Source organism: Corynebacterium sp. HMSC075F02 (genome assembly GCF_001838335.1).
GTDB classification, from domain to species: domain Bacteria; phylum Actinomycetota; class Actinomycetes; order Mycobacteriales; family Mycobacteriaceae; genus Corynebacterium; species Corynebacterium jeikeium_D.
Genome location: NZ_KV836308.1, coordinates 80,447 through 106,852 on the forward strand (window position 1 = coordinate 80,447; position 26,406 = coordinate 106,852).

The window sequence follows — 26,406 nt, forward strand, 5'->3', positions numbered from 1 at the left end:
CTCATGCCCGCATTTCCCGCCGAATTTGGCATGCCCCTGCGCGTAGATTTGCTCTCCGCTGCACCGCGTAAGACCGAGCGCTTCTACCGCGGCGTTCTCGGATGGGCTTACCGCAACACCGCGCCGATTCATGAGGATGCCCGCGAAGCTTCCGTTGGTCGACGCATCGCCATGCTGTCCGGAATGCCGGTGTCAGTGCTGCTGGAGGCCGATAAGGACGCTGAGGATGCCTTCGTCAACCAGTGGCGTGTGAACTTCCATGTCGACTCTGCCGCTGGTGCCGTCGAGAAGGCGCGCGAGCTCGGCGCCGAGGTCTTCCAGGAACCGACTCCGCTTGTCGACGGATCCACAATGGCCGTCGTTTCCGACCCCGCCGGTGGCCTGATTGGACTACTGGAACAACCGGGTGAGCAGGCCTTCATCGCAGCGGGCGAGCCCGGCACCCCGGTGTGGTTCGAGCTGGTTGCAGGCCCGGAGGAGACCTTTGAGCAGGTCGCGGACTTCTACCACAACTTCTTTGGCTGGGAAATCGCCGTGCGCAACAAGAACGAGCACGGCACTTTCGCAGTCGCGATGGAAGACGGGGCACCGTTCGCAGGTTTGGTAGCCAGCTCGGTTGCCGCACAGACCGATGCGGCCGATAAGAGCTTCGTTGGCTGGCTAGCGTACCTCGGCGTGGAGAACATCGACACCGCTGTCGCTAAGGCTGAGGAACTGGGCGGTTCCGTGCTCGTCGCCCCGCAGGCCACCGAGTTCGGTCCGCTGGCAACCGTGCAGGACCCGTGTGGTGCGGCAGTTGTGCTCTGCGAGGTGCCGCTGCCGCCGGAGGAGGACATCCGCGAGTCCGACCCGCTGGAAGGCATTGACCTCAGCCAGTTCCAGTAGGGGCTCAGAGTTCTTCGTCGTCGTCCTCGGGGGCCCGTTTCCCGGTGTAGTTAACGTGTAAAGGATCGTCTTCGTTAGTGATCTCACGTAAAGGCACAGCTCGCGCAGCACTATATCTGTTTCTACTCATATTTCTTGGCCCTCCCCCTATGAGTAACCCCAGTCATCGGCGCTCTCCTTATCAGCGGAGGGTCAACGGCTGGGATTGATAGCAACCACTTTAATTACGCTTCGTAATCGAGTCAATGCCTACAACCCCAGCTCCGCCCGCACCGCAGCCACAAACTCACTAGTTGTCGCGATGCCGCCGAGGTCCAACGTCGGCGCGGTGCGTGTGGCGGCGTAGACGGCCTGGCGCAGCTTGGCTGCGGGCGCAAGCTCTGAGGCCGGTGCCCCAAGATGTTCCGCGCACATTGCCGCTGAGAGCAAAAACGCAGCCGGGTTAGCAACGCCGCGACCCGCAATGTCAGGTGCCGAACCGTGTACCGGCTCGAAAACTGCAAAGTCGTCGCCCACATTCGCCGACGCCGCCAGCCCCAGCCCGCCAATCAGCCCAGCGCCGATGTCACTGAGAATGTCGCCGATAAGGTTCTCCGCGATGATGACATCAAAGCGCGCCGGGTCGGTTACCAGCTGCATTGCCACGGCATCCGCATTGGCAAAATCGAATGCGACCTGCGGATACTCCTTCGCCACCTGCTCAACCGCCCCGCGGATCACACGCGCAGAGTCCCGCAGGATATTCGGCTTGTCCGCCACCGTCACCGTCGGCGTGGCCTCCGAATCTGGGTGCGTCGCCTGCCGCGCGAGAGCCAACTTGGCCGCCTGTCGCGCAAGGCGGTGCCACGCAAAGGACGTCGTCACGCGCAAAGAAACCGCAACGTCGCCACGCTTATCGACGGCGCGAGCCACCGTTGAGTCCTCCACCACCTCTGCCCACAGGTGGTGGTGCGGAGAGTCGGTCGGGGCGTCGTGAGGCGGAAGGAGATAGTCGTGACTGTAGAGGCCCTCGGTGTTTTCGCGGACGATGGTGAAGTCGGCAGCCGCGCCGGGCAGGGTGACCGGGCGGATGTTGGCGAAAAGATCGAGGCGCTGGCGCAGCTGGAGAATAGGGGAGCGGTAGGTCAGGCCAGTGCCGCGCAGGTGTGGTGCCAGTTCATCCTCAGCCTCGCGAGCGGGCTTGGAGGTAATCGCCGCGAGGAGAGCGGCATCGCTGCGCTCTAGTGTTTCCCAGGTCTCCTGTGGGATGGGATTGCCGTGCGCGCACCATTGTGACCAGCCAATATGTGCCTCTTTCAGTTCCCAGTGGGGGAAGACGCCGGTGATGAGTCCTCGGCAGGCATCGGTGATTTCGGGGCCGATGCCGTCGCCGGGCAGGAGTGTGATGCGGCGCGGTGCCGCCTCTTTGGCAGTCGCAGGCTGGTCGGTTTCCATGGCTCTTAGCCTAGGTCTGCGACACCTGCGCGTGTGTGGTTTGGCTACTTTGCGAAAGTAACCGGGATTTCGGTGATGTCCTCGAAACCCTCGCTGTGGTCGCCGAAGAGCTTCAGCACGCACTCCTGCTGAGTACAGTCCACGGCCTCACCGGTGGGGACGACGCTGAGCTCGAAGTGCGCAGTGTTGTCGTCGGCGATGGTGGTGGTGCCGCCGGACTTCTTGGTAATCCACTGCTGCGACTGGGTGCCGGCACTGCGGTCACCGGTGCAGTCCGGGACGGGGTTGCCTGGAGCCTTCTCGGCGGCGCAGAGTGCGGCGTAGTAGCCGTAGTCGGGGTCGAGACCAGACAGGTCGACGGAGATGACATCGCCCTCGGAGAGGTCGTTGACCGGCTCGGCCTCCATGGTTACTTCGCCGGCGCTGGCGTCGGTGTCGGTTTCTTGATCTGCAGCCGAGCTGGTGGTTTCCGAGGCGTTGGCAGCATCCTGCGCGGCATCGGACGCGTCATCTGCGCCACAGGCGGCGAGAAGTGGAAGTGCGGCGACGGCCGGAATAGCCAGGAAAGCCGCGCGACGCTGGAGTGTACGAGTAGTCATAGGAGGTAACGTCCTTCCGAAAAACTGTAGAAATTACTATCTTTATTTAAGGGTAGGCTAACCTAGAACTAAAAGATAGCCTAAGATTCTTTGGGTGAGTAGAGCAAAGTCCTTTCTAAGCTCTTTGTTACTAGTGTTAGTCGTTATTTAGTCATTCTTTTTGTCGTCTATCTCCGTGCAGCGTCAGCTCACAGAGGGGGAATATGTTCACCGTGCCTGCCTGTCGCGTTCGCAGTCTTGCCGGAACACTGCTGAGTGTTGTCCTAGTCGCAGGACTAGTCGCCTGTGGTTCCGATGATGCCGCGAGGGAGGGGGCATCGTCGTCAAGCGCTGGCGTGACGACGGTTCCGCGCGCCGACAACATTTCCGCTCACGGTGCCGCGCATGCGAACCTGCCTTCGGAAAACCCCGAAGTGCTGCTGAAAGACCCGAAACCGGCGGCGGACAAGGACTACCAGCGTATTCTCACGCTTGACCGGGCGGGAGCACTCAGTCGTGCGGTCTACACGCTTGGCCTCGGAGACCGTCTGGTGGGGCGCGACTCCACCTCCGATTTCCCGGCGGTAAAGGATTTGCCGAACCTCACCATCGGCGGGCATGCAGTCAATGCTGAGTCGGTGATGAAGCTAAAGCCGGAGCTCATCATTACCGATGGCACGATTGGCCCTAGCCGTGTCTTCGACACGTTTGAAAAAGCGGGGATCACCGTCGTCCATGTGTCGGACGAGCGCACTCCCGAGACCATCAACACGCTTATCGACGAAGTTGCGGGCGCAGTCGGCCTGGCTGACCAAGTTGGCCCGGTGAAGGAGCACCTGGACAAGGAGCTGGCGGCTGCGACCGAGTACGCGCAGGCCAAGGCCGATGGCCGCAAGATGATGATTCTCTACGTGCGCGGAACCGGTGTGGCCATGATTGCGGGACCGGATTCTGGTGGGCGTTCTCTGATCACTCGTCTCGGCGGTGTCGATGCCGGTGAGGGCGTGGGTATTGAGGGTGCGTTCACGCCTATTACTCCGGAGTCCCTGATTGCTGCGGCTCCCGACACCATCTTGGTGATGACCGGTGGCCTGGAGTCCGTCGGCGGGATTGAAGGTCTGAAGGAGATCCCGGGCATCGCACAGACCCCGGCGGGCCAGAATGAGTCCGTTGTGGACGTGCCCGATTCGCAGCTGCTGTCCTTTGACTCGCAGTCGCCGCGTGCGATTCGCGCCATTGCGGATGCTCTCTACGGTGGCGGTGCTGGTGATGGCGCTGACAAGACTGCGGGAAAGTGACTGGCTGAGCAATGCAGACAACCGCGAACAAAACTAGTCCGTTCAGACAGGTGGCCGTTTTCATTGGACTCGCCCTAGCGCTGGTGCTGGCAATAGGTTGGTCGGCCTCCGTGGGGCAGTTCGGCGCTACCATCGGCGAATCACTGAGCTCAATGGTGAGGCTAGTGTTCAATGGCGGTCTCGGTGACGCGCCAGAGCCCATCGACACCGTGCTGTGGCAAGTGCGACTGCCGCGCATCGCGCTGGCCTGCCTCGTTGGCGCGGGGCTCGCCCTCGCAGGTGTGGCGCTGCAAGCGGTGTTCGGCAACCCGCTTGCCGAACCCGGCCTCATCGGCGTTTCCTCCGGCGCCGCGGTCGGCGCTGCCACCGCCACAGTTTTGGGCACCGCCGCCGGGCTTTCCGGAGTGCTCGGCGGAGTGTTGAGTGTCTTCGCCAGCAGCTGGGCCATTGCGGTCTCAGCTTTTATTGGTGGCGCGGTAGCCACGGCTATTGTGGCCGCCAATGCGCACGGTGGCCGCGATATCGCTCGAATCATTCTGGTCGGTGTGGCTGTGAACTCCATCTGTGGTGGTCTGGTTTCGCTCCTGACATTCGTAGCCTCCACGGCTGCCCGCGACCGCATTGTGTTCTGGCAGATGGGCTCGTTTGCCAGTGCCACCTGGACGCAGGTTGTCATTATTACGTTGGTGACAGTTCCGGCCGTAATTGCCATGTGGGTCAGCTACCGCAAGCTGGACATTCTGAGTCTTGGTGAAGCGCAAGCCCGCCACCTGGGTATTAACGTCGTCACGCTGCGTCGCGCCATCATTTTTGGCACGTCCCTGGTCGTGGCGGCTGGTGTGGCATTTTCCGGCATCATCGTCTTCATCGGCCTGGTCGTGCCGCACGCTGCACGACTGCTGCTGGGACCAGCGCATCGCACGCTGATTCCTGCATGCATCCTCGGCGGCGCGCTGGCCACAACGCTGGCCGACCTCGCGGCCCGCACCATGATCACCGGTGCGGACCTGCCGCTGGGAATGCTCACCTCGATCGTCGGTGGCCCGCTGTTCTTCTGGCTGCTCCTGCGTTCGAAGAGGGCGGTGCACTAATGGAAATTCACTCTGGCCTGGGCATTTCTGCCGAAAATGTCAGCATCACCCTGGACGGTCACCGCATTCTCAACGATATTTCCGTGGTCGCCGAGCCCGGAAAAGTCACCGCGCTGGTCGGCCCGAATGGTGCTGGAAAGTCGACACTGCTCGCAGCGCTTTCCGGCGACCATGAGCTCAGCGGCGGCAACGTCCGGATCGGCGAGCACTCCATTACCGAGCTCTCCATCGCCGACCTGGCCCGCTACCGCGCCGTCCTGGTACAGAGCCAAGAACTGTCCGTGCCATTCACCAGCCGCGAAGTAATCAACTTCGGACGCAACCCCTGGGGCTGCCCGAACGAAGAGCTGCTCGCGGAAGTCATCACTGAATGCGACGTCGCGCACCTCCTTGACCGGGAAGTCCCGACCCTCTCCGGCGGCGAGCGCGCCCGCGTCCACAGCGCGCGCGTGTTCTACCAGGACACTCCTGTCGTGCTTCTCGACGAACCGACCGCAGCCCTGGACCTCCACCACGCCGAAAAAATCATGGGAATGATGCGCGCCCGCGCGGCGGCGGGCAAAGCCGTGGTCGTGGTCCTGCACGATTTGTCCGCCGCAGCGGCGTATGCCGATCACGTTGTGGTGGTGGCGCAGGGGCGCGTCGTAAAGCAAGGCCCGCCTGCGGAAACCCTGGATGCACAGACCGTCAGCGAAGTCTACGGCATCGGTGTGGAAGTGCTTCAGGACTCCGCGGGCAACCCCGTGCTGGTGCCTCAGCGTGCGGGCCACAATCTCTCACCCCAGTCTCCGAACCTCACAGAGAAAGAAGAAAATCATGGTTGAAAACACGATTAAAGAAGGTGACAAGCAGGCTGCTCAGCCCCTGGCAGAGCGACTCAAAGTGGAGACTGCGGGTGTCCACAGTGAAGCGGAGAACTCCGACTTCATGTCGAGGCTGCTTGCGGGTGAACTGAATGCGCAGGCGGCCATCGATCTAACTGGTCAGCTGTACTTTGTGTACGAAGCGTTGGAGCAGGCCGTGCGGTCCACTGCGGAGTCGCCGCAGGTCAGCGCGGTCTACGATGCGCAGCTGGAGCGCCTGGAGGCTCTGGCGGCCGACCTTGAGCATTTGGTGGGGCCTGATTGGCGGGAAAAGATCTCGCCAGTGGAGGCGACAAAGAACTACGTGGCCGAGCTTCGTGAAATCGAAAGCAACGGTAACGCCAACGCCGCATTGGCACACCATTACGTTCGCTACCTGGGCGATCTTTCTGGTGGTCAGGTGATTGCGTCCATGCTGGCCAAGCATTACGGCATCGGTGCGGAGGGAACCCGATTCTATGACTTCTCCGCGATCGGAAAAATTAAGCCCTACCGCGACGGCTACCGACAGAGACTGTCTGAGCTGGGCATTTCGGATGCCGACAAAAATGCCGTGGTTGACGAGGCGAAAAAGGCATTTCGTCTCAACCGGGCCATTTTCCACGACCTAGCTGGCGGCCTAGACGACGCAGTGGCGTAGGTCGCGGACTGGAGTGCTGTGACCGTGGCGGTGGGCGGTATGCGTTAGCCGATGTACACCACTGCGTTACGGCCGCCCGTGCACTTGATGTTGCTACCAGATGGGCGGCACCACATGTTGTAGGTCAGGCCAGTCGTTGGGCTGTAGGCCGTGATGGTGCCGGATTCCGCACCAGTGGAATTGCGGTAGCGGACGTAGGCGCTGTGTACATTTCGAACGAACGGATCGCTCGTTGAGGACGTGCCCTTCCATGCGCTGGAGAGGTTGCCGCCAGCCAGGTCCGATGAGCGAGACGAGCCCGAATTACCGGATGAGCCACTCGAATCTTGAACAACCACGGTCTCAGTCTGTGTGACCGGTGGGTTGGGCTGGCTCGAAGCATCGGCAGCGGCCTGTGTAGTGGCAGCCGTCTGTGTGTCGGCCGCAGTTACCGAGTCATCTTTACTCAGGGTGACATAAAGTACCGCGCCAACCAGGCCCAGCAGGACCACGACCAGCACTGAAATGAGCGCAATCATTGCGCCGGAAGTACCTGATCTTTGCTGCGGATACGCCGGGGCTGCGTAAGCGAAAGTTGGTGCCGGTTGCGCAGCGAATTGGGGCTGTGGTTGTGGTTGGGGTTGAGGTGCCTGGTTCGGGTACACGGGGCCGAAAGAACCGGTGGAAGGATTCGAATTGTAGTTGGGGTCTGAGCTGGGGGACTCGTTATGCGACATGCTGGACGTACCAATCACGAGGAGGAAGTGTTCCCCCTGTGATGAGCCCAACCCACGTAGCGAATGGTGCTCCATCCCCTGGGGACACGGTTAACGGCTTTTATTGTATTACTGGGAAAACTGTAAAGCATGTTAGGAGACGCATGTCTTGCGCAAAATGCGGCAAGGACGGGTTTAGCTAGACCCGAAATGAGGTGGTGAGCTTCAAATGAGGCTGTGACCATCGAGAAACTGCCTAAGTTTATGTCAGTTTCGGCACTAATTTCTGCTTGTTTTTGTCATAAACCTAGTCAGTAACTCATGAGCCGGTCCAAGACTCCGGGCTGCATATGTGAAACTGGGGCGCGCGTGAAACCCCACGGCCATTTTTCGGCCGTTTCGTTCATGCGCACCCCAGTTTGTTGCGAGGTGTAGCTGGTAGCTGGTAGCTGCTTAGTGGCTACATCCCCAGGATTTCCTTGAGCTCGGCCTTAATCTGGTCGAGCCGCTCGGCCGCGGCCACGTGCGGAATCGCGGCCGAAGCGACCGGCAGCACGACTTCCAGGTAGCACTTCAGCTTCGGTTCCGTGCCGGAAGGCCGGGCAATGACGCGGTCGTTGGCCTCGGTGAGGATGAGAATGCCGTCGGTAGGCGGGATGTGATAGCTCTCGGCCTTGGCGTCGACCATGTCTAGGCCGTCATTCATGTCCGTGACCTGTGTGACCTTCGATCCGGCCAGCTGTGCAGGCGGGTTGGCGCGCAGAGTGTCCATGCCCTTGGTAATCAGCGAGCGGTCCTCGACTCGGAAGGTCAACGGGGCGGTCTTGTAGAGGCCGTGGGCGCAGGCGACCTCATCCAGCAGGTCCTGAATGCCCAGCCCCTGGCCCTTCAGACGCGCCACCGCGTCGGCGACACGCACCGCCGCAGATACGCCGTCCTTGTCTCGCACGACTGCCGGATCAGTGCAGTAGCCAATGGCCTCCTCGTAGCCGAAGACGAGCCCGTCCACACCAGCAATCCACTTAAAGCCGGTCAGTGTAGCGCGATAATTCAGTCCGTGACCTGCGGCAATCTTGCCCAGCAGGCGTGAGGACACAATCGAGTTAGCCATTGTGGCCGGAAACTCTGCGCCCTCATCATTGGTCACGGTCGCAATCCCACGGGCCTCGGCATCCGCAGCGATGACTTCACCCAGAAACGCACCGATGTCGTCGCCGGAGAGCTGTCGCCAGCCGCCGTCGACGCCGCTGTCCGGAATAGCTACCGAGCAGCGGTCCGCATCCGGGTCAGCCGCGATGATGACATCCGCGTCTTCGGCACGTGCCAGCTCAAACGCAAGATCCAGCGCGCCGGCTTCCTCCGGGTTCGGGAACGATACCGTCGGGAACTCCGGATCCGGCGCGAACTGCTTTTCGACCACGCTGACATTCGAGAAACCTGCCGCGTTCAGTGTGCGCACGATGGTCTCGCCACCGACACCATGCATCGGGGTGAGAACAATCTTCGCTGCCTGCTTCTCTTCGCTTGACGACGTCGTTGCGAGCGCAGCCGCCCGTTTCACATAGGCGTCCAGTAGTTCAGGACCAACCTGCTCGACGGCATCGAAGTCACGCGGGACCTCATCAGCCGGTGGAGCAGCGGCGATGGCGTCCGCAATTTGCTTGTCATGGGGCGCGATGATTTGGACGCCTCGGCGGGAATCCGACTCCACCGCGCGGCCACCGAGGTAAACCTTGTAGCCGTTGTCCTTCGGTGGATTGTGGCTGGCCGTGACCATGATGCCGGCATCAGCATTGAGGTGGCGCACGGCAAAGGCGGTCACCGGTGTGGGCAGCTGCTGTGGCAGAGCCAGGGCCTTGCCACCGGCTGCGGCGACAACCGCGGCGGCATCTCGGTGAAAATCGGCGGAGCCGTGGCGGGCATCGCAACCAATGACCACGGTGAAGTCATCGCCGACAATGTTCTTCAGATGCGCAACCAGGCCAGCGGTGGCACGGATGACCGTGGCACGGTTCATGCGAGACTGACCAGCGGCAACGACACCGCGAAGACCTGCAGTGCCGAATTCGAGTGGCCCGGCGAAACGGCTTTCCAGCTCGGCAATCGCATCGGGGTTGGCGGCCTTGGCTTCGTCGTAAAGCGAGGAGAGCTCAGCGGCGGTGGCCGAGTCCGGATCGTGGGCGATCCAATCGGTGATGGTGGCTTGTAGCTGTTCGGAGAGCATCGGGGTTAGCCTACTTCAGACCGTCGAGGACAGCGGCGGAGGAAGAAAGGCCCAGGCGAGAGGCGCCAGCGGCGATCATTTCCTCAGCGGCAGCGGCATCGCGGATACCGCCAGAGGCTTTGACTCCAAGGCGGTCGCCCACGGTTTCGCGCATGAGTTTCACGGCGTGAGCGGAAGCGCCGCCAGCTGGGTGGAAACCTGTGGAGGTCTTGACGAAGTCTGCGCCTGCGGACTCGGAGGCCTTGCAAGCTGCGATGATTTCCTCATCGGTCAGGGCGGCCGACTCGATGATGACCTTCAGAACCTTGCCCGGAATGGCATCGCGAACAGTCTTGATTTCGGCCTCAAGGTCGTCGAAGCGGTGCTCCTTGGCGAAGGCGATGTTAATGACCATGTCGACTTCTTCAGCGCCATCGGCCACAGCGCGAGCGGCTTCAGCGGCCTTGATCTCGGCCTTTACCGCGCCGGAGGGGAAGCCGACGACAGTGGCGATGTGCAGGCCTTCCGGTACCTCGACTGGGAGCTGCGAGGGGGAGATGCAGATGGAGTAGGTGCCGAGCTTGCCGGCCTCAGCGATAAGAGCCTTGACCTGGTCAGAGGTGGCTTCTGGCTTGAGCAGGGTGTGGTCAATCATCTTGGCAACATCAGCGCGGGAAGTCATGGGAGAAATCAAGTCCTTTCGGAAATTTGGGAGAGAGCGTCAAGGTAGGGAGGTGGCGGGCTCGGGGCGGGAAGTGGCGCCGGCGCGAGTCTGTCAGTAATTTTCTAGGACACGCGATCGAGGATAATCTCGCGCTCGGCTGTAGGCGCGGTGTCGCCGATTTCAATGCCCGGCTCGATGGACTCGAGAGCGCGCTCGAACTTATCCGGAGTTTCAGTGTGCAGCGTGAGCAGCTTCTGGCCCTTGACCACCTTGTCTCCCGGCTTGGCGAAAATCTCAATACCGGCAGTGGCCTGCACCGGATCATCCTTACGAGCACGTCCCGCGCCCAAGCGCCAGGAACCAACGCCGAGAGCCAGTGCATCCAGCTTGGTCAGGTAACCGTCAGCCTGCGCAACCACATCGTGCGTGTGAGGTGCCACCGGCAACGCGGCATCCGGATCGCCGCCCTGAGCGCGGATCATCTTCTTCCACGAATCCATTGCGCGGCCGTCCTTCAGAGCCTGCTCCACGTCGGCATCGTGCACGCCGGCCAGCTCGAGCATGTTTCGGGCCAGTTCACAGGTCAGCTCCACGACGTCTGCGGGGCCGCCGCCGGCGAGAACCTCCACCGATTCGCGGACCTCGAGGGCGTTGCCGATGGTCAGGCCCAGCGGCGTGGACATGTCCGTCAGCAGCGCGCGGGTGTTCACGCCCGCGTCGTTGCCCAGGTCAACCATGGTGCGGGCCAGTTCGCGGGCCTGATTCAGATCCTTCATGAAGGCGCCCGAACCGACCTTGACATCCAGCACCAAGCTGGAGGTGCCCTCCGCAATCTTCTTGGACATGATCGACGAGGCAATCAGTGGAATGCAGTCGACCGTCGAGGTGATGTCACGCAGCGCGTAAATCTTCTTATCCGCAGGTGCCAGACCCGCACCGGCTGCTGCGACGACCGCGCCGGAATCCTCCAGGATCTGCATCAAGCGGTCATTCGGAACATCAGCCTGCCAGCCCGGAATGGATTCCAGCTTGTCCAGGGTGCCGCCGGTGTGGCCGAGGCCGCGGCCGGACAGCTGCGGGACGGCCACGCCGTAGGAGGACACCAGTGGGCCCAGCGGCAGCGTGATCTTGTCACCGACACCACCGGTGGAGTGTTTGTCCGTGGTGGGCTTGCTCAGCGATGCGAAGCTCATGGTCTCGCCCGAGTCAATCATCGCCTGAGTCCAATCCACAATTTCGCGACGGTTCATGCCGCGGATAAAGATGGCCATGTTCAGCGCCGCCATCTGTTCATCGCCCACGACGCCGCGAGTGTAGGCGTCAATGACCCAGGAAATCTCTTCCGGACTGAGTTCACCGCCATCACGCTTTACCTTGATGACGTCAACTACATCGAACTTTTCAGCCATTGTTCGCTCCTTTTATAGGCGATTGTGCTTAGCGATATTGGTCTTGTGAACTCTGCTGATTCCGATTATCATCAGCACTAGAACAAATGTCAATAGTTAACTTTCCATTTGTACCCACATAAGTATGTTTGCATAAACACCTCGCACAGGCTCGGGGAGGGAGAGCACAATGTCCCACATCTCAGACGAAGAACTACTGGCTAAGGCCTACGCAGCCACGGAAAACTCGTACGTCCCCTATTCAGGTTTTCCGGTCGGTGCCGCACTTCTGCTTGACGACGGCACGGTGGTCACAGGCTGCAACGTGGAAAATGCGTCCTATGGGTTGACCAACTGCGCAGAGCGCACAGCCGTGTTCCGCATGGTCGCGGAGCACGGCGGCAACCATAAGATTGCGGCCTGTGCCATTGTCGGGCGAAAGGCGGCACCGTGCCACCCCTGTGGTGCCTGTCGGCAGGTCCTGCACGAATTTGGGTGCAAGCGTGTCATTGTGGAATCCGAGCGCCCGGAAAATGGTGGTTTAGGCGCTCCGGCCAGCATCGACTTCGAAAAAATTCTCCCTTACGCCTTTGGTCCCGAGGACCTGTAGGCATCATCACCACAGCCTCTTTTATCAAGAAAGAAGACCTTAGTCATGGATAGACTGCAAGGCTTACTGGGCATCATCCTCGTCATCGGATTTGCCATTGCTATCTCAAAGAACAGGAAAGCCATTAACTGGCGCACGCTCGGCGTTGGCCTGCTGCTGCAAGCGGTGTTCGCGCTGGTAGTGCTGAAGTGGGAACCCGGCTTCCAGGCGTTGAAGAGCGTCGCCGGTGCCATTGAGAAGATGATCGACTTTACAAATGAGGGCACCTCATTTGTCTTCGGTAATCTTTTCGACGGCACGGGGAAAAACTTCGTCTTCGTGCTCAACGTGCTGCCAGTGATCATCTTCCTGGGCGCAGTCCTCGGTGCCCTCTACTACCTGCGGGTAGTGCAGTACTTCGTTGAGTATGTCGGGTCCGCACTGAAGTTCATTATGGGAACCTCGAAGGTAGAGTCCGTCTTCGCTTCCACGGTGATTTTCCTCGGGCAGTCGGAGGCTCCGCTCGTCGTTAAGCCGTATATTCCGAAACTGACCAAGTCGGAGCTGTTCGCATGTATGTCGGGCGGTTTTGCTTCGGTGGCCGGATCGACGTTGATTGGTTACTCCCTGCTCGGTGCGCCATTGGAGTACCTGCTGGCGGCATCGGTAATGAACGCGCCGGGCTCGCTGCTGATTGCAAAGACTTTCTGGCCGGAGACAGAGGAATCTGATCTGGATGCGTCGGTGAAGGATGTCCGCGATACCGAGTCGAAGAACGTCATTGATGCGCTTGGATCGGGTGCGCTGGCCGGCGGACGTATCGCTGTGGTTGTGGCGTGTCTGTTGATTGCGTTCATCGCTGTGATTGCGATGCTGTCGGCGATGATCGGCGGCATTGGCGGCTGGTTCGGTCAGAATAACTGGTCTCTGGAAGGACTGTTCGGCCTGATCTTTGCGCCAATTGCATGGCTGATTGGTGTGCCGTGGGAGAACGCAGGGCTGGTCGGTAGCTTTATTGGCGAGAAGACGATTCTGAACGAGTTCGTCGGCTACACCTCGTTCTCTGAGCACGTCGACTCGCTGGATCCGAAGTCCATCATGCTGGCGACCTTCGCCCTGGCCGGCTTCGCCAACCTGTCGTCCATTGCGATTCAGATTGGTTCCTTCGGCGCGCTGTCGCCGGAGCGTCGCGGTGAGATTGCCAAGAACGGTCCACTGGCGCTGATCGCGGGTCTGTGCACCAACCTGCTCAACGCAGCAATCGTGGGTGTGATTGCGCTATAGCTGCTCTAAAGGAATGTTTGAGAGTCGTGTAGAAATCCAATGGCATATAGGTTGCTGATGCGACGGCATTAAATCCATGGTCTTATAGAGCGCGTGTGAGAGCTCCTAATTGGGTTTTCCTGTGGATTGTCTAAAGGACTCTATTAGGGCTGTATTTTTGCGGAGTTTTATTTCTATAGCGAAGGGCTGACACATGTTCGAAGTTATTGGAGCAGGATATCGGTTCAAGAAGGGAGATGGGGGGGGGGAGAGTGGCTATTCCGCGATGTGGACTTTTCGATTGCAAATGGCGAAGTGGTGGCTCTTATGGGGCCGTCGGGGGCGGGAAAAACCACTTTATTGCATGGATTGGGTGGTATCAGACGCTTATCCGAAGGTCGGAGTGAACTTGATGGGGTTCAAATATCAGGTGTGCCAAAACGAAAAGTGCGTAAGCACTTAAGGGAATCTGTATCAATAATTTTCCAATATCATCTCCTAATTCCAGGGTTAAGTTTGCTGGAAAACGTGGAGCTGACTTGGTCCTTAGCGGGTAATCCGAAAGAGATATCACCAAATATCGTATTAGATAACTTGGGTATTGGAAACGAAAGAGACTCTTTACCCGAAGCAGTTTCGGGCGGGCAAGCACAACGTGCAGCAATTGCTCGAGCTCTGGCTAGCGGCCCGAAACTATTGTTGGCAGACGAACCGACGGGAAGCTTGGACGAACAGAACGCGCATCGTGCTTTTGACCAAATCACAACATGGTGTCGTTCGCATGACGGACACGGGCTCGTCGTGACTCATGATTCATCCATTGCAAAGCTATGTGATCGTATTGTTCGTTTAGACGGCGGGACAATCAATGGCTAAGCGCACTCGTGAAGAATCAATCACACTCAAAATCGCGGCATCGTATCTACGAGCATCAATCGGCCCAAACATTGCCGCTGCTTTAGCTATCGGTTTTACTATCGGCATACTGGCGGCCGTTCTTAACACCCGACAAGCGACGGAAGGCACAGCAGTAGGTGAGGCAGTCACCGTGAATCTGGCTACTAATGTTTCCATATCTTGGGCAATAGCTTCGATTTTCTGTATTCCGCAGATTGTGAGTCGAGCGTTTACCAAACTCGATTATTTTATTAGCTGCCTACAAGTTGTGGGATGGCCTGCTCGACGTTACTTTCTTCTGCTTGTCTTACAGCTTTTATCGATTGAGGCCTTGGCTATCGCAATATCCTATCCTGTAGCGGTACTTTTTCAACAGGTAGTGATGCTGATATCGCGTCGAGACTCCGATGACCTTCTATATCCCGGTCAGTATTTCGAACCCATATCGCTGAACTCAATTCTGATGGCCACATTCATAATCAGCATAAGCGTCATCATCAGTGGCATTGTCGTGTTCATGGGATACGCCCTGAAGCAGAAGGCTCAGAGTGCAGGAGCGAAACCAGTGCGAGTTTCGATTGATGGAGCCAATAAACTGCAGTGGGGAGACTTAGTCGCTGCGCTGTCAATGATTTTCCTTGTAATAGCGGTCCAATCCGGTGCTCAGGCAGGACTATTTGTGATTTTAGCTATGTTATCCGCGTTGTTTTGGCTGTGTAGTCGATTTATTCTGCACATCATCAGAGCAATCGAGAGAGCTCTTGCCCGATTGGCTGGTTCCTTTCCAGGGGCAGCTGCGCTAGGTGCTTTCTCCGCAGAACTCCATACTGCGACCAAGTCAATCGTCTTGCCATTGGCTTACGTATTGGGCATTCCAGCTATTGTTCTCTCGGTTTCACACACTGAGGCTTACGCGATGAAACAAGCGGGCGGCGGAATCCAGAACTGGGATTTCCTAGTCATGCTAGGGCTACCTCTATTTTTCGTAGGAATATTGTCACTCACGTCATTCCTAATGGCTGTAGATCAAGTCGTGATTACAGCCGATCGACTTAACAAAGTTGGGTTTCCAGCCCCCGTACTGTACTTGGTAAGATTTGCCGGTTTACCATTTTTGTTTATATGTGTGAGCCTTGGAATTGCAGCTGTATTCGCACTGGGCGGCTCGATGGTTCATGTAATGATTCTTGATGTGTCGGCCAGATTCGCGATTGAGGGGCTATCATTAATGGTCTCCCTAGCATTAGCTGGAGCCATCTACCTAGCCTTCCTTCTGTGCGGACTAGTCTTCTTAGCGTGGAAGTTTCGTCGCACCATGAGTAGTTTGCTATACGCCAATTGCGGCTAAATTGAACTACGGCGTGTTGCAACTGATTGCCTAAATTGACGCTTTAGGTGGATATCAAGAGTACGATTTCTTACGAGGAATGCTCAGTCTACCCCGGGGGGGGGAGATTGCGAGCACGGTGTTCGATGCACTTGTTCAAATACACGATTTTCTCAGTAGTAAATGGTGTAGAGAGACCCCCAGCCTTACCTGATTGGTTGCCTGCTAGTCCCTTCGTTGAGTGAAGGAACAGCCTAAGTGTTCGTCATTTCAATTGTGTAGACGAGCTCGATTGCGCGTGGCTCGGGAGCAGTCCCACGCTTATGCTGCCTGGGGTGTGCTCGCGCTCAAACATGAAAATCAGAAGTTGTATGCCTTTCCGCGGTTATGGCCTCAAGATGGTGTAGTCTGCGGACCGTTCAAACCGAAACTTCAGGCCTCCTCGAAATTAGCCCTTTTAGGGCTAGCGTCAGCGCTACTACTCTCATCCCGCGCGGCTTCCCAAAATTGGTGCGCCTGGTTTTCGAGATTGCGGTGAATCTGCTGCTCGCCTTCGGCAGCAGCGGTAGCTCGAGGCGGAAGCTGGATGTATCGCTCTGAGGGCAGGCCAGCGCGCAGTTGGCGCATCCTCTCAACCTCGGCATCCAGCTTGAAGCCGAAGACCACGACCACATTAATGCTCCAGAGTGCGGTCATCAGCGCGATAACCGCACCCATGGCGCCATAGGGATTCGAAGCCGCAAAGTTGAATAAGTACAGCTGGAGCGCCTTGCCGATGATCAGCGAGCTAATAATTGCCAGTGCCGAACCTGTGCTGAGCCAGCGGAATTTGCGCATGCGCACGTTCGGCGTGAAGTAGTATAGCGAGCCAATCAGAATCATCGACATCAAAATAATGACCGGCCAGCGCAGCCAACTCCAGACGGAGATGCAGAAGTCAATGACCTGTCGCGTGGTCGATTCAATACCCAACGGGCGGGCAACCGGTTCGACGATGGTGATAACTAGCTGGTCATTGACAATAATCGCAATGAGCAGCACCACAGTGCCGATTAACAGCAGCAGCGTAATGGCGACCATGAGCAAGTGGTAGCGAATCAGCGTGCGACCTTCGGAAACGCCGTAGATGGAGTTAGCCGTGCGCGAAAAAGCGCGCGTGTAGGCCGAGGACGAAATCAGTGCAAAGACAATACCGATAGTCAGTGCGACAAGACCGCCCGTCGCGGAGCCAATAATCGTCGAGATGACATTACGAATCGTCCCGGCATACTCAGCTGGGACATAGCTGCGGATGAAATCCTCAGTCAGACGATTGAGATCATCGGTGTAACCGGCCAGCATCAGCGTGGCAATCGAATAAATCGCAAGCAGTGCGGGCGCGAAGGTCAACACCGTGTAGTAGGTCAACTTCGCGGCAGCGTCGAAACCGAGCTCCAAGAAAAATTCGATACCCGCACGCTTGAGGGCGTAGAGCGCTCCTTTCCACCCCACGGGTGGCAACTTCTTCGCGGACTGGGCAAATAATGCGTCCGCCGACTCGTAGGCCTGGAGTGTGTGCTTGATTTGCTGTGCTGGTGACACCTAAAGAATCGTCCTCTCCGACCGGACAGCGGCTGCAACATATATGCGGACATGTGCGCTCGCTTAAGTCTATCGGTCGAAGAGGACAAAGACGCTTCTCGGGCCCGGGTGTCAGTTCTTTGTACTGATGCGTTCCGGGACGGTTATTCCGTGGCAGTAAGAGGGGTGGGGCTAGCGGGGGAGTCCAGCGCAAGCAGGCGTTCAGCGGTGGCATCGTCGATGACCAGGTGAGTAGCCAAATTTGTTCGAAGGGCCACGTCGATGGCCACGGCCTTGTGTGCGCCACCGGCCACAAGTACCCGAGTGGGGATCCGGCGCAGGTCAGAGAGGTTGATACCTACCGTGCGGGCATCGACCTCTGGTAGCGCAATGCCACCGTCAGCGCGGTAGAAGCGTGAGCAGGCATCGCCCACTGCGCGCTCCACGAGCAAGTCCTTTTCGGTTGCCGACAGCTGTCCCAAGTTCAAGGCCAGCGAATCATGGTCGACGGCGCCGACGGTGAAAACGGCAATGTCCACCGTCCGGCCAAGGGCCAAAACGCTGGCAATGAACCGATCCTGTTCCACGATGCGCTTGGTCTCGACGGAATCGAAAATCACTGGCAGCGGCAGTGTTCGGGCGTAGGCGTGGAAGGCGTGGCAGAAAGCGCCGATAGTGCGGATGTCGTTCGTGGACTTATCGGAGTGGCTCATTCCTCCCTTGAGCTGCACAATTTCCACGCCCGAGACATCCTTGGACTTCAATTGCGTGGATACGGAGTACATGGTCTTACCCCACGAAACACCGAGAAGGGTACCGTCGACCACCAGCTCGTCGAGAAGCTCGGCGCCCACGCGCCCCAACTCGCGGAGCAAGACTGCGTTGCCAGCGCGAGCCGGTTGCGCCAGCCGCACATCGTTCAACTTGTAGCGATCCCGCATCTGCGTAGCGGTCTCTGAGGCTTCCTCGCGCGGATCATGGATCTCAATGCGCACGTAGCCGCGCTCACGGCCAAGGTTGAGCAGTTTAGAGACCGTTGGACGAGAAACCCCGAGTTCAGTTGCAACCTGAGACTGTGTGAGCCCCTCGCCGTAATAGAGTTTGACGGCGGTGAGTGCTTGGATGTCGCGACTGTCCACAGCGGCCTCCTCCAACAAGAGCACTTAGCAAGCGCACTTGTAACAGGAACCTCGCTTGATTGTGGCCCTGCCCGACTTGATCATCGGGAAAGCGTGCGCCTCACCTGTGATTTTAGTTCCATGTTTGCAAAAACAAAAAGTCAGCTTTTGCATTTGTAGTAAACGGTGAGGCGTTGGCTTTCCCCGGAGGGTGTCGGAGGGCATCGGAGGACCCCGAAGGTGTCGGAGGGGAACGCAGCGCAGGTTGGGTTCTCGCAGAATTACCAGATATTCACGCGCTCATTCGGCTCACGCCACATGCCGTCGCCCGCTGAAGTGTCGAAGGCCTCATGGAACTCATCGATGTTGCTGGCAATGACGTTGCAGCGGAACTCCGCTGGTGAGTGCGGGTCGATGGCAAGCAGCTGACGCGCGAACTCCGGGCGAATCTTAGAACGCCAAACCAGTGCCCACTGCTTGAACAGGTCACGGTAGGTCTCTGGGGTGTCCTCCAGTCCAAGTTCTTCACCGCGGGCAGCGAGGAAACGGCGGAAAGCGACGACGGCAATGCCGAGCCCGCCCAGGTCACCGATGTTCTCGCCCAGGGTGAAGCGACCGTTGACACCGGGCAGGTCAGCGCCCTCCTCGGCCTGCTCGCGCAGTGCCTGCGGCACCAGTCCCTCGTACTGATCCACCAGTGCGGCGGTCAGGTTCTCAAAAGCTGCGCGATCCTCATCGGTCCACCACTGGTGGAGGTTGCCGTGCCCGTCATACTGCGAGCCCTGGTCATCAAAACCATGCCCAATCTCGTGACCAATAACGGCACCGATACCACCGAAGTTCTCCGCCGGGGAAGCGTCCGGTGAGAAGAACGGTGACTGCAAAATCGCAGCCGGGAACGTGATGTCATTGACCACCGGATTGTAGAAGGCGTTGACCGTCTGCGGAGTGCCATGCCACTCATCGCGATCGGCCGGAGTACCTAGCTTTGTTACCTCATAATCATGCGCAAAAGCACTGGCGGCGCGGACATTGTCCATCAGCGAATCCCCGAGCTCCATCGCCGAGTAATCACGCCAACGCTCCGGGTAACCAATCTTGGCCTTAAACAGCGACAGCTTCTCCAGTGCCCGCTTCTGCGTCGCCTTCGTCATCCAAGGCAGCTCCGAAATGCGCTCCCGGTACGCCGCCAGCAGGTAGTCCACCAGTTCCAGGACCTGCTCCTTGTACTCCGGTGGGAAGTGCTTTTCCACATACAGCTTGCCGACGTCATGTCCAACCGCACCGTCGGCAAAGGCAACACCACGCTTCCAGCGTGCACGCTGCTCGGTCGAACCCTGCAAGGTGCGGCCGTAGAAGTTAAAGCTCTCCGCAGAGAAGTCATCCGACAGGTAGGCAGCACGCTGGTGGAGAACGCGCCACAGTGCCCACAGGCGCAGATCTGCCAGGTCAGTGTCCTGCCACAGCTTGCTCAAGTGCGCGAAGTACGACGGCATCATCACCACGATGGTGTCGATGGCAGTCTGGTTCGTCTCATTGACACCGGTGGCCGCGAGCCACTCCGCGACCGGGAAGCCGGTGGGGAGGTCAGCAATAGCCGTCTTGTTATAGGTCTTCAGCGCGTCGCGGGTATCGACCACATTCCAGTGACCAGCGGCAATGCGCTTTTCAAAAGCCATGATGCGCGCCGCCGCAGCGGCCGGGTCCACCAACTCGAATGCAGCAAGTGCGGTGGAGAGGTCTCCCGCGCCGTCGTCATGCGAGGAGAGGAGCTTCAGCATAGCGGCAACATGCTGCTCATAGGCGGCGAGAGTGTCGGCGTGGCCAGGCTCGCGGTAGTAAGCCTCATCCGGGAGGCCGAGGCCCGACTGCAGCAGGTAGAGAGCATCTAGGTCAGAGCCGGAATCCTTTTCCACCCAGTACCCGAGCGCACCACCGACACCGAGGCGGTCGAGGCGGCCGAGCGCCAACGCCAGCTCATGCGCGTTCTCGGCGGAGGCAATCATTTCTAAATCCTGCGCGAGCGGAGCAGCGCCGGCGTCATTAATAGCGGCTTCGTCCATAAAAGAGTTGTACAAGCGAGCGACGCGGGAATTCGGATCCGCATCGGCGGCAGTGGTGATGAGCTCGCGGACATTTTCCTCCGCCTCATCCCTTAGGTTGTAAAAGGCGCCATCGATGGGGCGGTCAGCCGGGATGACGTGATTGCTAATCCACTCACCGTTGGTGGCCAAGTAGAGGTCATCCTGTGGGCGAGGAGTCGTTGAGAGTTGGGACGTTGCGGACTGGGTCTCAGTATTAGTGCTATTTGTCATGCCGCCAGTCTAGGGGCAAGGGCGGATTGAAGCTGTGACTGGAGGGGTGGGATAAGTTTAGGATTGCGAATGGGGCTAAAGTGATTTAGGGGGTAAGGTGCAAACCATGAAATTTCTTCCACTTTCCGCGACCGCGGTGCTGAAGCGACGCCCGGGCCGCGCCACTTTGGCAAGTATCGTGGCCGTTGCGCCGCTGACCTTGGGTGTTATTGCACCGGCTGACGCGCAACCTCAGGACGCATCTGCACACTCCAACCCGTCCGCTGCTGATTCCAAGGGGTCGCTCGACTTTTTGACTGTTCAGGAGTCGCAGGGCTCTGATGCCAACGGTTCCTCAACTGGTTCGGCTACCAGCGCATCGTCGAACCCGGCTCGCACCGGCTTCCACATGGGGCCGACCGGTGTGGACGTCTCCAAGTGGCAGCGCCCAGGTGGCGTCGCGCTGAAATGGAACGAGGTCGCAGCTAGCGGCCAGAAGTTCGCTTTCATCAAGGCCACCGACGGTGTCGAAGGTGACCAGAAGTACTTCCTCGAGGACTCCATCGCCGCCGCGAAGGCCGGTCTGTACGTGGGCAGCTACCACAAGGCACACCCGGATCGCTCCGCAACCGCGCAGGCTGACCAGTACGTAGAAGCACTGCAGCAGCGCGATGAACAAATCTCCACAGACAAGACACTGCCGCCTGTGCTTGACATCGAGCTAGACAATGGCCTCAACCCAACCCAGCTGCAAAAGTGGACCAAGGACTTCCTCGAGCGCGTCGAGGAAAAGACCGGCGAAACCCCGATGATTTACACCTACCGTTGGTTCTGGCAGAACCCGATGGGTAACTCGACCGACTTCACCGACTACCCGCTGTGGCTCGCCGCCTACGAAGACAGCGCTCCGACCTCACTGCCGGGTGGTTGGGAGAGTATGGCCTTCTGGCAGCGTTCCTCCACCGGCCGCGTCGATGGCATCCCGACCAACGTGGACGAGGACGTCTTCAACGGCACCGAAGCTGAGCTGCAGCAGCTGGCTGCTGCTCACTAGCAGGATGTTGTGGGGTCTGGGGTCGGGCTAAAACTTCGTCCGCCCCGCACGCCACGCAATCAACGCAGGCAGGAGCTTGTCGACGTCGTCGACGACGATAAGCGCATCGAGAAGCTCCGGTCGCACAAACCCCGCATCCACAACTTTGCGCAGGAGCGCCAACAGGGGCTCCCAGAAGCCCGAAGGTCCCAGCAACGCCACTGGCTTGGCATGAATCCCCAGGTGCTGCTGGGTCCACACCTCGAAGAACTCTTCCAGTGTGCCCGCACCGCCGGGGAGTGCAACAAAAGCATCGCCGAGCTCATACATGCGCGACTTTCGATCGGCCATAGTCGCAACAGTTTCCAGGTGAGTCAGCCGCGGATGGGCAATTTCCTTCTTGACCAAGACCTCGGGGATGACACCTGTGACACTGCCGCCGTCGTCAAGCGCTGCGTTAGCAACCGTGCCCATAAGACCAATCGCCGCGCCACCGTAGACGAGCTCCACCCGATTTTCCGCGAGTGTCTGGCCGAGACGTTCGGCGGTGACGCGCCAGGCGGGATCGTTGCCGAAGCCGGAGCCGCAGAAAACAGTTAGTGACGACAGTGCGCGCTGTGGCTGTTCACGGCCAGCGGCAAGCTGCGGCAGCTCTTCGCGGAGCTTCGGCAGAGTAGTCTCGGCCAGCATAGGGGCGATTTTCCCGGTCGGCAGCCAGGGGTCGAGCCAGCGGACCTCTTCAATCTCGGCATGGGGCTGAACGTTTGCCAACTCGTCGGTGAACTCTCCGACATAGCGCACATGGTGGCCGACGACCTCGAAGCCCGCCTCGTTGGCGGCGGCTGCGCGGGCGATATTCCACGGACGCAACAGCGATAGCTCGATGTCCACGCCGAGCTCCTCGGAGACTTCGCGCGCGGCGGTGACCTCCGGGTGATCGACGGACTCACCCGGCTCGAACTTGCCGCCGGGCAGCATGAACGTATCCGTGCCCCGCTTACGAACGCACAAAACCCGCCCCACCGGGTCAGTCACAACCATTGCGGCGACAACGATGGAACGGGTTTGTGCAGTCACTCGGTCTCCTTAGGTGAAGGAGGCACCGAGGCTCTTTCGCCTAGGGATCCTTCACAATCATCTTCCCGGGCGAGTATAGACCCGAGCGAGTGATATCTTCATACTCAATTTCGGCGACATCCGGCTTGACCTTGTCTTTATTCGGACGCGGCGAGAGCTTCTCGACGGAACCCCAGTCGCGGCGCCAGTCGTTCTTGAGGTAAGTCGGTACGGACGTAGCCTCATTCACAGCGTCGGAGAATCCGAGCGGACCACCGCCATCGACCGACTGCCAGACATCTGCACCGACGACCTTCAGGCCACGGTCCGGAGTGATGCGGTATTCCGGAAGCTCTGCGACACCTGCGTAGTGGTCGAACGGACGCTGGCACGGGAACTGGAAGGCAACCGGCCAGTCCGGGATAGTCGCAGTTTCCGGCGAAATGACATCAGTCATCGACTGCAGCTCGGCCAGGCGCGGCGGGGTCAGTGCCAGCCACTGATCCTCGGAGACGTCATTGTCCTCCGCGACCAGTCGCACAGCGGTCGCTCCCTCTGGGATCTCCTCGGTCAGGAAGCGCAGGTTACGCCAGGTCGGAGCAGGGCCGATATCAATCGGCTCCGATTCGGAGAGGACCTCGAAGCCATCCTCGTCGCCGCCCTTGCGACCGTACTGTGCCACCAGCTTGCGACCCGGCTGAGCCACACCGTTGATGTCGTGGTGGAAGATACGGCCGGCCGCCGATACGACGAGTAGCGGGTGGTCCTCGTCAATCTCAGGCAGCTGGAACCAGGAAGTTTCCAGGCTTGCAGGACGCTGAATGTCCTCGGAGTAGGAGCCAAGCACCGGCACCTTATCCGGATCCAAGCCAAATGGCAGCTCGACCTGCGAGCCGTTGACACCCTTGTCGGCGCGCTTGCCGCCGTCGGTGCCTGACGCGGAACCGCCCTCAACTGTGGCTTCCGGATCAGTAGACTGATCATCAGTGTCGGCAGTACTTGCCTGGCTCTGGCTGGTGTCCACAGCTTCGGCCTTCATGTTTGACGGGACGCCGTTCGGGTCGAAGCCACGGTTCTTGCCGCCACCGCGCAGCGATTCCGCTAGCGGCTTGCCATCGACGGTATTCAGGAAGCCATCGTTCGGATCAGTTTCCATCAGCACATCGCTCGCCATATTACATGTCTGACCAGCCAAGGAGCGGATATTGCCGGCGGCGACCGAGTATGCCGGGTACTGCGATACTGCGCCCTTGCCCAGTGAAGCCACCATGAACATCGTCACCAGCAGCGTCGTCACCGCAATCGGGGACGATGCAACTGCATTGATGCGGCGCGCACGTGCCGACTTTTCCTGCGACTTCGGCTTGGTGCGGAACTCCTGGACGAAGTTCATTACGGCACCAGCCAGCAGCAGTAGCAAGGCCAGAGCCAATACCGCTGAGCCCAGCTGGTGGCCACGCAACTGAATGGTCTTGTCGAACCACGGCACACCGTAGGACGACACATACCACCAGCCGTTAATACCCATCAGCGAGAAAGCGAGGATGAAGGTGAAACCACCGGCAAAGAACAGCTGGTTGCGCGGGTTACCTGCTACCCAATGGCTAATGGCCATGGCGGCAAGTGCTGCCAGGGAAGCCGCGATGCCCGCGTATACGCCGAAGTGGTGCGTCCACTTTGTCGGCGTGAAAGTCAGGAAGAACATGGTGCCGATAAACATGAACACCAGGCGTGCCGACGGACCGGCCAGAGCCCCCGGAACGGTGCGGTGACGAAGCAGCGCGGCAATCGTGATGCTCAAGCACGCCAGTGCAATCAGAACCGGGAAACGACGCGGGAACGCGCCGTCGACCGACTGCAGCACCAGCCAGTAGTAGCGGACGTACTCGTTGTACCAAGGCTCCGACGGGCCGATGATGCTGCGGACGCGAATGGACTCGCGGACCGTGGCCAAAGTCTGGTCGCCGAAGACACCGACCAAGATGGCGGTGCCCGCAGCCAGGAACGGTGCAATCTGCATCAGTGGGGCCTGCCAACCACCACCGAGAGCCTTATGGCGCTCAACGACAATGCGCACCAGCATCGGGATGCCTGCGAGCAGGGCGGCAACTGCCATTAGACCCGTTGGACCCGAGCCCAGTGCCAGCGTGGCGATAACCACTGCGACTGCAGCTGGCAGCAGGCGTCGAGTCAGAATTGCGCGCTCAATGAATACCCAGGTCAGTAGGGACCCCAGAGCAATGACCGGCTCCGGGCGCAGTCCGTTGTTGTACGGCAGCCAGAAGGCCAATAGCACACCAGCAGCAGACCAGTAGGCCACCCGGCGCTGGGCGATCTTGTCGCCGAGGCGCGGGATAACCATTCGGGAGATAATGAACCACACCAGCAGTGCGGACAGCAGCGCCGGCAGTCGCATCCACAGAGATGAGGTGGACACCTTCACCATTAGCGACAGCAGGTCGTAGTAGGGGCTGCCGAACGGTGACTCAGGAGCGCCGAACCAACGGTAGTAGTTCGCCATGTAGCCCGACTCGTCGGAGACGCGCGCCATGGTGAAGATGTAACCGTCATCGGAGGTGTTGCCACCGATGAAGTGCCAAACAACCAAAATCGTGCCGACCAGGATGTCCAGCGGAGTCGGCTTCAGCGCACCGCGCTTGAACAGCGGAGTGAAGGGGGAACCATCAATACGGTCAATGCGAGCCAACGCGACCAGGGAAGCCAGCGTCAGAAGCAGGCCCAAGTACATGACGATGTACTTCACCACTGTCGGGTGTGAGGTGTAGCGGGAGTCGATGTTCATGTGGACATCGAGTCCATCGGCTACGGCCTTGGCCGCGTCGCCGTCAGCGGGCAGATCAGTGTAGATACCGGTGACCTGCGGGCGGTAATCGCCCTGTGTGGTGGCGGTGAGCTTCTCACCATCTGAGTTCTTGGCGCCGTCGATGTTGACGGTGGTTTCATGCTCGTTTGAGCGGATCTCCAGGATCTTGCCCTTATTGCTGGCAAGCTCCTTCTTATCCAGGCTCATCACCACGCTGTCGCGCAGAATGACATCGAGGCCGTCCTTGCCCGAACGCACCATCAAGCCCCGTTTGGTCGGCTTATCCGCGGTCGGCGGGATAGTCGACAACAGGGTTGTCCGCTTGTCGGAAAGCTCATCCGTCAGCGACAGAGGCAGATCGATGCTCAGATCCAACGGTGCCTGCGCCATAAGCGGTGCATCCACTGAATTCAGTGTGTCGCGCTGAGGCCAAGACACGGAGGACTGAGTATTCACGACCGGGAGGAACGGTGTGATGACAAAGCAAATGAAACCGACGATTCCAGCGATAATCGCTGTCCAACGAGTCAGCGTCGTAGGAGAGGGGCCGTCCATAGGCGGTCTCTCCACGCGGTCGATGGTCACTTCGGGTGAGCCGTCGACACTTTCTTTGATTTCTTTAGTTTCGGCAGTCACAAGGAAAGATACTACGGTAATTGGCGTTTTTCTTTGAGTTTGCAACGCGAAAGTTACATCACAGTTTCCA

General features: G+C 59.2%; 21 protein-coding genes. 10 read left to right on the top strand and 11 right to left on the bottom strand.

Going from position 1 to position 26,406, the window contains the following annotated elements; genetic code table 11:
• Positions 1-3: 3 nt before the first annotated feature.
• The gene (locus HMPREF2920_RS03490) at positions 4-885 is read left to right on the top strand and encodes a glyoxalase/bleomycin resistance/extradiol dioxygenase family protein (RefSeq protein WP_070566502.1); all 882 of its coding nucleotides are present in this window, start codon (positions 4-6) and stop codon (positions 883-885) included.
• 249 nt (positions 886-1,134) lie between these two features.
• Here the strand turns inward: HMPREF2920_RS03490 and HMPREF2920_RS03495 are convergent, their stop codons facing one another.
• Together HMPREF2920_RS03495 and HMPREF2920_RS03500 are read right to left on the bottom strand one after the other, a co-directional pair.
• Positions 1,135-2,319, bottom strand: a complete 1,185-nt coding sequence (locus HMPREF2920_RS03495) for an isocitrate/isopropylmalate dehydrogenase family protein (RefSeq protein ID WP_070854008.1) — start codon at positions 2,317-2,319, stop codon at positions 1,135-1,137.
• 44 nt (positions 2,320-2,363) lie between these two features.
• On the bottom strand, positions 2,364-2,918 hold the full coding sequence (locus tag HMPREF2920_RS03500; protein ID WP_070429105.1) for a neocarzinostatin apoprotein domain-containing protein: 555 nt from the start codon (positions 2,916-2,918) through the stop codon (positions 2,364-2,366).
• A 203-nt stretch (positions 2,919-3,121) separates the two neighbouring features.
• On the opposite strand from HMPREF2920_RS03500, the gene HMPREF2920_RS03505 reads away from it, so the two are divergent.
• Genes HMPREF2920_RS03505 through HMPREF2920_RS03520 form a run of 4 tightly spaced genes read left to right on the top strand, consistent with a single transcriptional unit; the run spans position 3,122 to position 6,789 of the window.
• Positions 3,122-4,195: a heme/hemin ABC transporter substrate-binding protein gene (locus HMPREF2920_RS03505; RefSeq protein WP_070429106.1), complete on the top strand. Its 1,074-nt coding sequence runs from the start codon at positions 3,122-3,124 to the stop codon at positions 4,193-4,195.
• An 11-nt stretch (positions 4,196-4,206) separates the two neighbouring features.
• Complete coding sequence (locus HMPREF2920_RS03510) at positions 4,207-5,286, top strand: FecCD family ABC transporter permease (RefSeq protein ID WP_049172506.1); 1,080 nt, start codon at positions 4,207-4,209, stop codon at positions 5,284-5,286.
• A complete protein-coding gene (locus HMPREF2920_RS03515; RefSeq protein WP_083280647.1) occupies positions 5,286-6,110 on the top strand; it encodes a heme ABC transporter ATP-binding protein in 825 nt (274 codons plus the stop codon). The genes HMPREF2920_RS03510 and HMPREF2920_RS03515 overlap by 1 nt, the downstream gene beginning before the upstream one ends.
• Complete coding sequence (locus HMPREF2920_RS03520; RefSeq protein ID WP_070854009.1) at positions 6,103-6,789, top strand: biliverdin-producing heme oxygenase; 687 nt, start codon at positions 6,103-6,105, stop codon at positions 6,787-6,789. The genes HMPREF2920_RS03515 and HMPREF2920_RS03520 overlap by 8 nt, the downstream gene beginning before the upstream one ends.
• 44 nt (positions 6,790-6,833) lie before the next feature.
• Here HMPREF2920_RS03520 and HMPREF2920_RS10895 read toward each other — a convergent pair whose 3' ends face one another.
• From HMPREF2920_RS10895 to HMPREF2920_RS03540, 4 genes are all read right to left on the bottom strand, one after another.
• Complete coding sequence (locus HMPREF2920_RS10895) at positions 6,834-7,307, bottom strand: hypothetical protein (RefSeq protein ID WP_246821098.1); 474 nt, start codon at positions 7,305-7,307, stop codon at positions 6,834-6,836.
• A 637-nt stretch (positions 7,308-7,944) separates the two neighbouring features.
• Positions 7,945-9,708, bottom strand: coding sequence for a phospho-sugar mutase (locus HMPREF2920_RS03530; RefSeq protein ID WP_070601356.1), 1,764 nt, complete (start codon positions 9,706-9,708; stop codon positions 7,945-7,947).
• A 10-nt stretch (positions 9,709-9,718) separates the two neighbouring features.
• On the bottom strand, positions 9,719-10,369 hold the full coding sequence (gene deoC / locus HMPREF2920_RS03535; protein ID WP_070601355.1) for a deoxyribose-phosphate aldolase: 651 nt from the start codon (positions 10,367-10,369) through the stop codon (positions 9,719-9,721).
• A gap of 104 nt (positions 10,370-10,473) precedes the next feature.
• Positions 10,474-11,760 carry a thymidine phosphorylase gene (locus tag HMPREF2920_RS03540; protein WP_016421814.1) on the bottom strand — a complete coding sequence of 429 codons (1,287 nt, stop codon included), beginning with the start codon at positions 11,758-11,760 and terminating at the stop codon, positions 10,474-10,476.
• Positions 11,761-11,929: 169 nt separating this feature from the next.
• Here HMPREF2920_RS03540 and HMPREF2920_RS03545 point away from each other — a divergent pair, with 169 nt between their 5' ends.
• The 4 genes from HMPREF2920_RS03545 to HMPREF2920_RS03560 all read left to right on the top strand — a co-directional run bounded on the left by HMPREF2920_RS03545 (position 11,930) and on the right by HMPREF2920_RS03560 (position 15,836).
• Positions 11,930-12,349 (top strand): cytidine deaminase, encoded by a 420-nt coding sequence (locus HMPREF2920_RS03545; RefSeq protein WP_049189792.1) that lies wholly within the window; start codon positions 11,930-11,932, stop codon positions 12,347-12,349.
• Between the two features lie 45 nt (positions 12,350-12,394).
• Entirely contained in the window at positions 12,395-13,612 is a 1,218-nt protein-coding gene (locus HMPREF2920_RS03550) for a NupC/NupG family nucleoside CNT transporter (RefSeq protein WP_070854010.1), read from the top strand.
• Positions 13,613-13,879: 267 nt separating this feature from the next.
• Positions 13,880-14,467 carry an ABC transporter ATP-binding protein gene (locus HMPREF2920_RS10595; protein WP_083327109.1) on the top strand — a complete coding sequence of 196 codons (588 nt, stop codon included), beginning with the start codon at positions 13,880-13,882 and terminating at the stop codon, positions 14,465-14,467.
• The gene (locus HMPREF2920_RS03560) at positions 14,460-15,836 is read left to right on the top strand and encodes a hypothetical protein (RefSeq protein ID WP_070854012.1); all 1,377 of its coding nucleotides are present in this window, start codon (positions 14,460-14,462) and stop codon (positions 15,834-15,836) included. The genes HMPREF2920_RS10595 and HMPREF2920_RS03560 overlap by 8 nt, the downstream gene beginning before the upstream one ends.
• A 411-nt stretch (positions 15,837-16,247) precedes the next feature.
• On the opposite strand, the gene HMPREF2920_RS03565 is transcribed toward HMPREF2920_RS03560, so the two are convergent.
• The 3 genes from HMPREF2920_RS03565 to HMPREF2920_RS03575 form a co-directional block, all read right to left on the bottom strand.
• Positions 16,248-17,396: a YihY/virulence factor BrkB family protein gene (locus tag HMPREF2920_RS03565; RefSeq protein ID WP_246821099.1), complete on the bottom strand. Its 1,149-nt coding sequence runs from the start codon at positions 17,394-17,396 to the stop codon at positions 16,248-16,250.
• Between the two features lie 143 nt (positions 17,397-17,539).
• Complete coding sequence (locus tag HMPREF2920_RS03570) at positions 17,540-18,514, bottom strand: sugar-binding transcriptional regulator (RefSeq protein WP_070854023.1); 975 nt, start codon at positions 18,512-18,514, stop codon at positions 17,540-17,542.
• 260 nt (positions 18,515-18,774) lie between these two features.
• Positions 18,775-20,808 carry a M13 family metallopeptidase gene (locus HMPREF2920_RS03575; protein WP_070854013.1) on the bottom strand — a complete coding sequence of 678 codons (2,034 nt, stop codon included), beginning with the start codon at positions 20,806-20,808 and terminating at the stop codon, positions 18,775-18,777.
• A gap of 106 nt (positions 20,809-20,914) precedes the next feature.
• On the opposite strand from HMPREF2920_RS03575, the gene HMPREF2920_RS03580 reads away from it, so the two are divergent.
• The gene (locus HMPREF2920_RS03580) at positions 20,915-21,841 is read left to right on the top strand and encodes a glycoside hydrolase family 25 protein (RefSeq protein ID WP_070854014.1); all 927 of its coding nucleotides are present in this window, start codon (positions 20,915-20,917) and stop codon (positions 21,839-21,841) included.
• A gap of 27 nt (positions 21,842-21,868) precedes the next feature.
• Here the strand turns inward: HMPREF2920_RS03580 and HMPREF2920_RS03585 are convergent, their stop codons facing one another.
• Positions 21,869-22,897, bottom strand: coding sequence for a TIGR00730 family Rossman fold protein (locus HMPREF2920_RS03585; RefSeq protein WP_070854015.1), 1,029 nt, complete (start codon positions 22,895-22,897; stop codon positions 21,869-21,871).
• A 40-nt stretch (positions 22,898-22,937) separates the two neighbouring features.
• Positions 22,938-26,336 carry an arabinosyltransferase domain-containing protein gene (locus tag HMPREF2920_RS03590; RefSeq protein WP_070854016.1) on the bottom strand — a complete coding sequence of 1,133 codons (3,399 nt, stop codon included), beginning with the start codon at positions 26,334-26,336 and terminating at the stop codon, positions 22,938-22,940.
• Positions 26,337-26,406 lie beyond the last annotated feature (70 nt).